At 50.4% G+C, this 9,631-nt stretch carries 9 protein-coding genes; 6 read left to right on the forward strand and 3 right to left on the reverse strand.

Going from position 1 to position 9,631, the window contains the following annotated elements; all coding sequences use genetic code 11:
- The first annotated feature begins 3 nt into the window (after positions 1-3).
- The 5 genes from sufC to fghA all read left to right on the forward strand — a co-directional run bounded on the left by sufC (position 4) and on the right by fghA (position 5,515).
- A complete protein-coding gene (sufC, locus tag H6F72_RS10360; RefSeq protein WP_190434290.1) occupies positions 4-795 on the forward strand; it encodes a Fe-S cluster assembly ATPase SufC in 792 nt (263 codons plus the stop codon).
- A complete protein-coding gene (gene sufD, locus H6F72_RS10365; RefSeq protein WP_190434292.1) occupies positions 792-2,135 on the forward strand; it encodes a Fe-S cluster assembly protein SufD in 1,344 nt (447 codons plus the stop codon). The genes sufC and sufD overlap by 4 nt, the downstream gene beginning before the upstream one ends.
- A gap of 10 nt (positions 2,136-2,145) precedes the next feature.
- A complete protein-coding gene (locus H6F72_RS10370) occupies positions 2,146-3,402 on the forward strand; it encodes a SufS family cysteine desulfurase (RefSeq protein ID WP_370527475.1) in 1,257 nt (418 codons plus the stop codon).
- A 166-nt stretch (positions 3,403-3,568) separates the two neighbouring features.
- Positions 3,569-4,342 carry a ribonuclease III family protein gene (locus tag H6F72_RS10375; protein WP_190434296.1) on the forward strand — a complete coding sequence of 258 codons (774 nt, stop codon included), beginning with the start codon at positions 3,569-3,571 and terminating at the stop codon, positions 4,340-4,342.
- 324 nt (positions 4,343-4,666) lie between these two features.
- Positions 4,667-5,515 carry an S-formylglutathione hydrolase gene (fghA, locus tag H6F72_RS10380; protein ID WP_190434387.1) on the forward strand — a complete coding sequence of 283 codons (849 nt, stop codon included), beginning with the start codon at positions 4,667-4,669 and terminating at the stop codon, positions 5,513-5,515.
- Positions 5,516-5,671: 156 nt separating this feature from the next.
- Here the strand turns inward: fghA and H6F72_RS10385 are convergent, their stop codons facing one another.
- A complete protein-coding gene (locus H6F72_RS10385; RefSeq protein ID WP_190434298.1) occupies positions 5,672-5,851 on the reverse strand; it encodes a DUF4177 domain-containing protein in 180 nt (59 codons plus the stop codon).
- 161 nt (positions 5,852-6,012) lie between these two features.
- Between H6F72_RS10385 and H6F72_RS10390 the strand changes: the two genes are divergently transcribed.
- Complete coding sequence (locus H6F72_RS10390; protein WP_190434301.1) at positions 6,013-6,885, forward strand: ChaN family lipoprotein; 873 nt, start codon at positions 6,013-6,015, stop codon at positions 6,883-6,885.
- 316 nt (positions 6,886-7,201) lie between these two features.
- On the opposite strand, the gene H6F72_RS10395 is transcribed toward H6F72_RS10390, so the two are convergent.
- Together H6F72_RS10395 and H6F72_RS10400 are read right to left on the reverse strand one after the other, a co-directional pair.
- Complete coding sequence (locus H6F72_RS10395; RefSeq protein ID WP_190434303.1) at positions 7,202-8,011, reverse strand: inositol monophosphatase family protein; 810 nt, start codon at positions 8,009-8,011, stop codon at positions 7,202-7,204.
- On the reverse strand, positions 8,011-9,465 hold the full coding sequence (locus H6F72_RS10400) for an MFS transporter (protein WP_190434306.1): 1,455 nt from the start codon (positions 9,463-9,465) through the stop codon (positions 8,011-8,013). Before H6F72_RS10400 ends, H6F72_RS10395 begins: the two co-directional genes overlap by 1 nt.
- Positions 9,466-9,631: the final 166 nt, after the last annotated feature.

Consider the following 9,631-nt stretch of genomic DNA (forward strand, 5'->3'; position numbering starts at 1 on the left):
GCAATGATCATTGAAAATAGCGAAGTTATCTTATCCGTCCGGGATCTAACCGCGAATGTGGACGGTACCCAAATCCTCAAAGGCTTGAACCTGGAGGTCAAGGCTGGAGAAATTCACGCCATCATGGGGCCAAACGGTTCTGGTAAGAGCACTTTTTCCAAGATTTTGGCAGGGCATCCCGCTTACGAAGTCACAGGTGGCGAAGTGATTTTCTTGGGCGAAAACTTATTGGAAAAGGAACCCGAAGAACGGGCGCGATCGGGTGTGTTTTTGGCATTCCAGTATCCCCTAGAAATTCCAGGGGTCAGCAACATCGATTTCTTGCGCGTGGCTTACAACTCGCGCCGCAAACACCAAGGTCTGGAAGAACTCGACGCTTTTGACTTTGATGATTTGGTGCGGCAGAAGCTAGATGTGGTGAAGATGGACCCTGCGTTTCTGAATCGCAGCGTGAATGAAGGCTTCTCGGGTGGCGAGAAAAAGCGCAACGAGATTCTGCAAATGGCGCTGCTGGAACCCAAGTTAGCCATTCTGGATGAAACTGATTCTGGCTTAGATATTGATGCGCTCAAGATCGTGTCTGGTGGTGTCAACCAGATCGCCAATCCCCAAAATGCCACGATTCTGATCACCCACTACCAGCGCTTGCTCAACTACATCACTCCTGATTTTGTGCATGTGATGGAAGGCGGTCGCATCCTGACTACAGGTGGTAAAGAACTGGCGCTGGAACTTGAAGAGCGCGGTTATGAATGGGTCCGTGAAGAAGACGCGGCTGAGGTGGCAGCACGATGACGATTCAGGTTTCCCCCGAACAAACTGCGAGTTCCCAGGCAGCAACCAACCGGGAAGCTTACTTGGCTGGGTTGCTGAAGTTGGCTCAAAGCACTGAGGTGAAAGTCAGCGATCGCCTCCCAGAACTCAGATCCCAGGCTGCGGCGTTGGTGCAAGAGCAAACCTTCCCCACGACTCGCAATGAAGAATGGCGCTACACCGATTTGTCGCCCTTGTTGCAGGTGGAGTTGGTAGTTGGCGATCGCTCATTAGTAGTTAGCTCTAAGGCCGTTCAAGCATTCGCGTTGTTAGAGGCGGCTGAGAGTCGGTTGGTGTTCGTCAATGGCGTTTATACGTCGGAACTCTCTGCGATCGCCAATCTCCCAGCTAATATCTTTGTCGGTAATTTGGCGGCTTTACCAGAGGAGTTAAAAGCGCGATCGCAGAACTACTTGGCAAAGCAACCCGGTGCGGAAGAAGTCTTTACCGCACTCAACACCGCAGGTCTGAGTGATGCTGCCATCGTTTGGATTCCGAAGAATCAGGAAGTTGAAACGCCGATTCATTTGCTGTTTGTCTCTACTGCCAGCGATCGCCCCATCCTCTCTCAGCCTCGCTGCTTAGTGGTGGCAGAAACGGGCAGCAGTGTGACGCTCGTGGAAGATTATGGCACGGTTGGTGAGGGTGTATATTTCACCAATTCGGTGACGGAAATCTGGGTCGAACAAAATGCTCAGGTGCGTCACACTAGAGTTCAGCGGGACAGCCAAAACGCTTTCCACATTGGCAAAACTGCGGTCAGCCAAGCTCGTGACAGTCGCTACACCTGCAACGCCGTCAGCTTTGGCGCTAAACTGTCGCGGCACAACTTGGAAATTTTCCAAACTGGAGAGCAGACCGAAACCAACCTCAACGGCTTGACCCTCGTGGCTGGAGACCAACTCGGCGATACTCACAGCACGATCGCCTATACCCAACCTCACGGCAGCAGCCGCCAACTGCACAAAACCATTGTGGATGGGCAAGCGCGGGCTGTGTTCAACGGCAAAGTGTTTGTGCCCAAGCTGGCGCAACTCACCGACGCAGGACAGCTCAACCGCAACTTGCTCCTCTCCCCCAAAGCCCGCGTGGATACCAAGCCGCAGCTAGAAATCACGGCAGATAACGTCAAGTGCAGTCACGGGGCAACGGTGGGGCAGATTGACCCCGATGAAATCTTCTATCTACAAAGTCGTGGTCTCGACCAGGCCAGTGCCCGTCAGCTTTTGGTTTATGCCTTCGCGATCGAGATTATTGATCAAATTCCCGTTGCCTCTGTGCGCGATCGCCTGTCTCAGCTAGTGAAACAACGAGCTTTTTAGAACTATGACTATTGCTCAGGAAAGAACTCTCGCCGCCCAGGTCCGCGCTGACTTCCCGATTTTGGATCAGGAGATCAACGGCAAGCCTTTGGTCTATCTGGACAACGCGGCTACCTCGCAAAAACCCCAAGCGGTGTTGCAAGCGTTGCAGCACTACTACGAGCACGACAATGCTAACGTTCACCGGGGCGTGCATACCCTCAGTTCGCGGGCAACCGATGCTTACGAAGGCGCACGAGATAAGGTCGCGAAGTTTGTCAATGCGGCCTCTCGGCAAGAAATCATCTACACCCGCAACGCCAGCGAAGCGATCAACTTGGTGTCGAACGCTTGGGGCTTGAGCACACTGAAGCAGGGTGACGAGATCATCCTGAGCGTGATGGAGCACCACAGCAACCTGATTCCCTGGCAGTTGGTGGCGCAGAAAACGGGCGCGGTGCTCAAATTTGTGGAGCTAACTGAAACCGAAGAATTCAACTTAGAGCAGTTCAAGTCGCTGATTTCCGACAAGACCAAGCTCGTCTCCGTGGTGCATGTCTCCAACACCTTGGGCTGCATTAACCCCGTTAAAGAGATTTGCGCGATCGCTCACCAACATGGCGCGAGAGTGCTGATCGATGCCTGCCAAAGCGTACCCCACATGCCAGTTGACGTGCAGGACATTGATTGCGATTGGCTGGTCGGCTCTGGTCATAAGATGTGTGCTGCGACTGGGATCGGTTTCCTCTACGGCAAGTTGGCTCTGCTACGCTCGATGCCGCCGTTTTTGGGTGGTGGTGAGATGATTGCGGATGTGTTTCTCGATCACTCCACCTACGCCGATTTGCCCCACAAGTTTGAAGCGGGCACCCCTGCCATTGCTGAAGCGATCGCCCTCGGTGCCGCAGTTGATTACCTGATGGGCTTGGGTATGGACAAAATCCACGCCTACGAGGAAGAACTGACGGCTTACCTGTACCAGCGCTTAGCGGAGTTGCCCGAAGTCCGCACCTATGGCCCCAAACCAACTGAAGATGGCAAAGGCCGTGCTGCTCTCGCTGCTTTCACGGTGGGCGCAGTTCACCCCCACGATCTCTCGACGATTTTGGATCAAGCAGGAATCGCAATTCGGGCTGGGCACCACTGCACGCAACCACTACACCGCCATTTAGGGGCACAATCTACAGCACGGGCGAGTTTGTATTTCTACAACACCCGCGAAGAAATTGATGTCTTCATTGAATCTCTCAAAGAAGCGATCGAATTTTTCGGTAGCATCTTTGGCTAATTGTTACTAAAAACTTTTTTTGTGAGTAAGGTGGGCGATCGCTCACCTTATTTTTTTGTGCAGTCACACTACTTCACTTTATAGACAACTAATCTCTGGAATAGAAGCTGCCTTAGTGTAGGTATAAATAGTGCATGTCTATTTAGCTAGAGACTCAGTAAGCTTCATGAATGACCAAGACCTGCGCGAATGGATTCGTCACCATTTCAAGGTTACTCCCAAAGATCTCAGCATTTATAGAATTGCTCTTACTTTACGTCAAGGAGAAGTTTTAGAGCATTTTGGAGATTCAGTACTTGGCTTTATAGTGTCAGAATACTTATTTGAGAATTACTCAATTGATGAACCAGGCTGGTTCACGCATGTACGCTCTAGCCTAGTTGAAAATGAACATTTAACTCGTATTGGTAGGCGGATCAACTTAGCTGATGTAGTTATTATTCCTAGGACAAGCAGCAAAGAGCATGTCACAGATAGAGTGCTCGCTGACCGACTAGAAGCGTTGATTGCCGCTCTCTACCGGGATCAAGGACTGAAGAAGTGCAAAGAAGTAGTTAGAACGGTCTTCGAGCTAAGTAAAGAGAAAATTGAGAAATGGAATGATACCCAGCAAAATATAACTTCCAATCCTTTGATACAAAGACAACGTTTGGAAGCGCGAGTTATGGCAGAGCTACTAGCTACCCTTGAAGACAAAAACTCCATCTCTGCTTTACAAGAATTTTTAGCTAAGAAGGGTGAATCCCCTCCCGAATATACTGAAATTGAACGTACAGGTGTATCTCATCGCCCAGAATTCACCTTAGAAGCAACTTGTAAATTTAGAGGTAGAAGTTTGGTAGCGGAAGGCAAAGGCACCTCTATCAAAGAAGCTAAGAAACATGCAGCACATGCCTTACTGCAGAAGGTTATTGAGCTTTATAAAGATGGCTGGGGTTAGCGTGATTTAAGAATGATACATAGCGATCGCTCACAACGCCCTATAGATTCTCAACCAGCGATCGCTAAAACATAAAGCAATCGGGTTGTAGAAGGACAGCTATTGATAGGTTACACCCCGAAACAACTGCAATCCTTAGGATGCTGAGAGCGATCGCCTCCCAATACCTACATTTGCAGCAGAGTTGCAATTAACAGTTGGACAGATGATGGGATGGCTGAAAGTCAAATGAATTGAGTTGCCATCTATCAGGACTGAGCGTGGTGTATAGGCGAGGGAACGTGGATTGATTAGAATGCCAGTGCTGTGAACTCCCATTTCGCCATGCCTGCACCTCCTCAAGTCATCAGTCAATATCGCTGCTTTGACGGTACCGTTGGCTTTTACAGTCATCAATCTTCAGCTTGTAGCAGTGAGATGAAATTTGCGGTGTATCAGCCGCCGCAAGCTAAGGCAGAACCAGTGCCCGTGTTGTATTTCCTCTCTGGTCTGACTTGCACCGAAGAAAACTTCATTACGAAGGCGGGAACACAACAGTTTGCCGCCAAGCACGGGGTGATGCTCGTGGCACCGGATACGAGTCCACGCAATACAGGGATTCCGGGTGAAGATGAAGATTGGGATTTTGGTACAGGCGCTGGATTCTATGTCGATGCCACCCAGGAGCCGTGGAGCCAGCACTACCGGATGTATAGCTACATTACTGAAGAATTGCCAGTGCTGATCGCAGAGCATTTCCCGGTGAAGCGCGATCGCCAAGGTATCTTTGGGCATTCAATGGGCGGTCATGGGGCGCTGGTTTGTGCGCTGAGAAATCGCGATCGCTATCTTTCGGTATCTGCCTTTGCGCCAATTGTGGCTCCCATGCGTTGCGCTTGGGGACAAAAAGCCTTTAATAATTATTTGGGTGCAAATCAGGAACAGTGGCGAGCTTATGATGCGAGTGAGTTGATTCTTAGAGCTGATTGGCAGCGTCCGATTCTGATCGACCAAGGCACAGCAGATAACTTCCTAGAAAATCAACTGAAACCGCAGTTATTTGAGCAAGCCTGTACCCAGGTAGGGCAACCCCTCACCTTGCGAATGCAGTCAGGGTACGACCATAGCTATTACTTCATCGCTACATTCATGGAAGACCATATTCGCCATCATGCCGAGGCTTTGTGGGCATAAAAAAAATCCCCAGCGCAAGGCCAGGGATTAAATTCAGGGTGCATCTACCATTCCTTTCTTCTAGGAAGGGGTGGGTAGCTCCGGAAAAAGTTGAACAACTTTGGTGGAAATGCAGAGTTGAAAGTCGCGATCGCTCTGCTAGCTCGATCCATGCGTTTAACTATGCTGTTGAGGCCGCTTAAAAAAGGCAACCATATCTTTGGCTGCATCACTCACCACAGAAACTAATTCCCAGCCTTGCTCGCCTAATTCTTTCATGTTTCTCCAGCTACCATTAGCTGCCTGGTAAGACCCAGAAGCATTGACGTAAACCGTTATGTACTCAAAGCGCTGCATAGTGTTTGGCTCAATGGCAAGGTTTCTAGCTGGCTCAGAGACAGCTTAAATTTGTCAGCTCACCTGTGGCCTGCTGCAAATGCTATCAGCATGCCCTTTCCCAAAGCATTATTCGTTATGGTGAAAAAAGTTTGGTAGAGCAATAGGGGCAGTTGGAAAGCATGAGCAAAGGTCAGCTAATAAAACTTTGGGCGTGGTCGCTTGGCCTTTTTCTGTGTTTTACCTCACCTGCTCCTGCCCAAACTATTTTTAGCCCGATGCAGCAGCGCTTGAGTCCCCAAACGGTCCTCCGCCAGCTAGCAGCCGCCGATGTGGTTTACCTAGGCGAGACTCACGATAGCCCAGCCGATCATCGAGCACAACTCAAAATTATTCAAGCGCTTCACCAAAAACAGCCCCGACTGGCGATCGCGTTAGAAATGTTTCAACGCCCCTATCAACCGGCGCTCGATCGCTATCTGGCAGGGCAAATTACCGAAGCAGAGCTGCGCCAACAAAGCCAATTTGATCAACGTTGGGGCTACGACTGGGAGTACTACGCCCCGATTTTGCGCTTTGCCAAAGCTAAACGTCTACCTCTGATCGCCCTTAACACCCCTACCGAAATCACCCGCAAAGTCGCTCGCCAAGGCTTAGATAGTTTGACGGCCAGCGATCGCCAATTTATTCCACCCGCCGCAGAGATTCGCACCGACAATGTTGCCTATCGCCAACGCATCCAGAAAATCTACGAAGAAATGCATCAAGGCCACAGCTCCAGCAAAAACTTCGAGCAATTCTTTGAAGCGCAAGTACTCTGGGACGAAACAATGGCCGAGCGCATCGCTCAATTTGCCACCACTCATCCCAACTCCCAAATTGTCGTACTGGCTGGACAAGGCCACATCATCTACGGAGACGGCATCCCTAGCCGAGTCACCCGTCGCCTCAAAAACACCCCTAACTTCGTGCAGCGCTTAGTCCTACTCAACCCAGAAAATATAGAAAACGGAGGTAGAGCGATCGCGGATTACCTATGGAAGGAGGAAGAGTGAAGGATGAGGAATGAAGGATGAAGATGTATTTTAAGCGAGGAAGATTGGGGCGATCGCCCCTAGTAAGCTCTATAAACAACTTCTTACAAAGCGCAAATGGAAAACACTGCTGGACTGGATTGGATTTTAGGGGGGCTTGCGATCGCCATCCTCGCTGGAGCCTTACTAATGCTATTTAGTGGCGTTCTCGCCATGAACAAAAAGTAGAACCCCACACCACAAAACCACTTTTGGAGGGGGTCTGGGGGACGCAACCGTCCTTCAGTGGGAGTTTGAGGGCAGGTGCCCTCAAGCTCTTGGTTTGCTCAAGCAACCCTTATTTTTCCAAAAAGCCCACATACGGCCTAAAAAACGGCACCAACTCTCCTCGACTCACCACCAAAGTCGGAAACGATCGCTCCCCGTAATCTTGCCCCACCCGCAGCGGGAAAATAGGCTCCGATTCCAACGGCACCCAGCTTGCTCCACCCGCCTGCGCGATCGCCCACACCGCCGCAATATCCCAAATCTTCGGGGTTGCCTCTACTGCCCCCAACGTCGAGCCCAGCGCCACCGTCAGCAGATTGTAAGTCGCCACCCCCAACATGCGAATCTTGCAAGGAAAGCGATTTTGCATCACCGCAGTACTGCGAGCACACAAACTGAAAAAGTGATTGCGCGAAGGCTCATCCACACTACTGTGAATTGGCTGGCGATTGAGAAACGCCCCAGTAGGCCCACTCAACCCAGAATCACCGTACCAAAACCCATGAAACGACTGGCCCAGTGTCGGCAAATGCACATACCCAAATACAGGCGTACCGCGATACAGCAACCCTAGAGAGATTCCCCAAAGCGGAATGCCACGGGCAAAATTGGTCGTGCCATCTATCGGGTCAATAATCCAGCACCATTCCGTCCCTGGAAAAATGTGCTCCACCTCCTCGCTCAGCACCCCATGCTCCGGAAAAGCCGCCGCGATCGCCTCTCGCAATTCCTGGTCAGCCCACTGGTCGGATTGGGTGACTAAGCTACCATCCGCTTTTTCTGCTGCTTGAGCTTGACCAAAATCTGCCAGTAACTGTTTACCGACTCTAGCCGTCGTCGCCTCAGCAAAATCAAGAATCGTCGTCCAAAAATCAGTCATTAATCTAGATCACCTTCTAGCACAGCCGCGATCGCCTGTTTGTTATTGCTGCGAAATTCTTGCACATTTACCCGCCCTAAAAACCAAACTGCTAACACCATCCCGACAGCTTGCAGTGCAAACACTAAGCCGTAAGCAAAAACTAAGTTGCTGAACAGTTTCTTGCCAATATCGAGCACCGCTCCTCCGGTCACAGTCGCCAAAGCTCTAGCCATTGCCTGGGACAAACCCCAAGCACCAATAAAAGTGCCCGCTGCTTCTGCTGCCGTGAGATCGAGCATCAAACTGATCGCCCCGGTCGTAGTGATCCCAGAAGCCAAGCCAAACAAGAACAAAGCACCTTGGAGCAATTTGGCATTTTGACTAAAGCCCGACGAAATAATCAAAATGAAGCTAAGAGCCACCAAAAAGCAGCCCCAACGAGTCGTCTTCTGCTTACCCAAGCGTGGCACGACTAAAAAGCCAGTGGAGCTAATGCCAATCAACGTGCCCATGCCCCAAAAAGCATTTAACTTTGTAGTTTCTGAGATCTGCATCTGAAACACCTGCGCCCCGTAAGGCTCCAGTACAGGTTCTTGCATAAACAAGCTAATTGTCATCACCAAGAGAAAAATGAAAAATAACCCAGTCTGCCGATTAGCGGTCAGAATCTTGAGGGCACGTCCAAAAGTGATGCTATCTTCGCGATCGACCAAGCTAGAGCGAGAAGCATAGCAGGAATACTTCTTCTCTACCCCAAACGTCGCCAGCAGCGCCAGACCAAACACAGCCGCCGGAATAATCATGAACACGCGATTGATCGATGCTTGCACAGCCGCGATCGGCGCATCTAAGGCCAATGGTTTCAGCACCACACTAATGATGATGGCTCCAATCACAATGCCGACCATCAGCATTGACCAGACAATGCCTACTAGCTTCGAGCGGTTACTTTCATCTGAGACATCTACCAGCAAGGCGGCAAAGGGGGTTGAGCTAGAGCTAAGCGCCAATCCATAAATGGCAAAAACTAACCCTAGGAGTCCTATCCACCCATATGTGGCAAGGCTCCAGCCTTGCGGTCGCAACGCAGAGTCGTTGGCAATGCTACTCCCCAATTGCCACATCACTTGTACCGCTAGGAAAGCAGCGATCGCAAACAAGGCAGCGCCTACCCAAACATAACCTGTGCGGTGATGGCCCAAAAACGGCTTGGAGTCTGACATCTGGCCAAACCAAACTCGCGCTGGAGCGACAAACTGATGCATCGCGATCGCTCCAGCCGTCACCAAAGCTGGAACTTTCAGCTCATCAATCATCACGCGGTTGAGAACGCCCAAGGTGAGCAGAGACATAATGCCTAAGCCCATCTGAAACAACCCTAACCGAAACATGGTCAACAAGTTAATCCGAGAAATCGCTGCTGTACTAGCTGACGGCTCTAAATTTTCGTTCGAAAAGTCATCAGTTTCCATATCTACTAAAAAGTTGATTAGAACAATATTGATCAGCTGGTTGATGTCGCTTTCAGGACTTACGCAAGAGCCATCTGAACAGACGGATGCTTGAGTTGTGCAATCAAGTAGTCCGAGAGCATCCCATGCTTGACTTGATAGATGGTTTTGCTGCTCTGGTAAGCGA

Source organism: Trichocoleus sp. FACHB-46, from assembly GCF_014695385.1.
Lineage (GTDB): Bacteria > Cyanobacteriota > Cyanobacteriia > FACHB-46 > FACHB-46 > Trichocoleus.

What these genes read in the sequence shown, in the direction of transcription:
- sufC (WP_190434290.1), top strand. Translation starts at nt 4, where the DNA reads ATGATCATTGAAAATAGCGAAGTTATCTTATCCGTCCGGGATCTAACC.
- sufD (WP_190434292.1), top strand. Translation starts at nt 792, where the DNA reads ATGACGATTCAGGTTTCCCCCGAACAAACTGCGAGTTCCCAGGCAGCA.
- H6F72_RS10375 (WP_190434296.1), top strand. Translation starts at nt 3,569, where the DNA reads ATGAATGACCAAGACCTGCGCGAATGGATTCGTCACCATTTCAAGGTT.
- fghA (WP_190434387.1), top strand. Translation starts at nt 4,667, where the DNA reads ATGCCTGCACCTCCTCAAGTCATCAGTCAATATCGCTGCTTTGACGGT.
- H6F72_RS10385 (WP_190434298.1), bottom strand. Translation starts at nt 5,851, where the DNA reads ATGCAGCGCTTTGAGTACATAACGGTTTACGTCAATGCTTCTGGGTCT.
- H6F72_RS10390 (WP_190434301.1), top strand. Translation starts at nt 6,013, where the DNA reads ATGAGCAAAGGTCAGCTAATAAAACTTTGGGCGTGGTCGCTTGGCCTT.
- H6F72_RS10395 (WP_190434303.1), bottom strand. Translation starts at nt 8,011, where the DNA reads ATGACTGATTTTTGGACGACGATTCTTGATTTTGCTGAGGCGACGACG.
- H6F72_RS10400 (WP_190434306.1), bottom strand. Translation starts at nt 9,465, where the DNA reads ATGGAAACTGATGACTTTTCGAACGAAAATTTAGAGCCGTCAGCTAGT.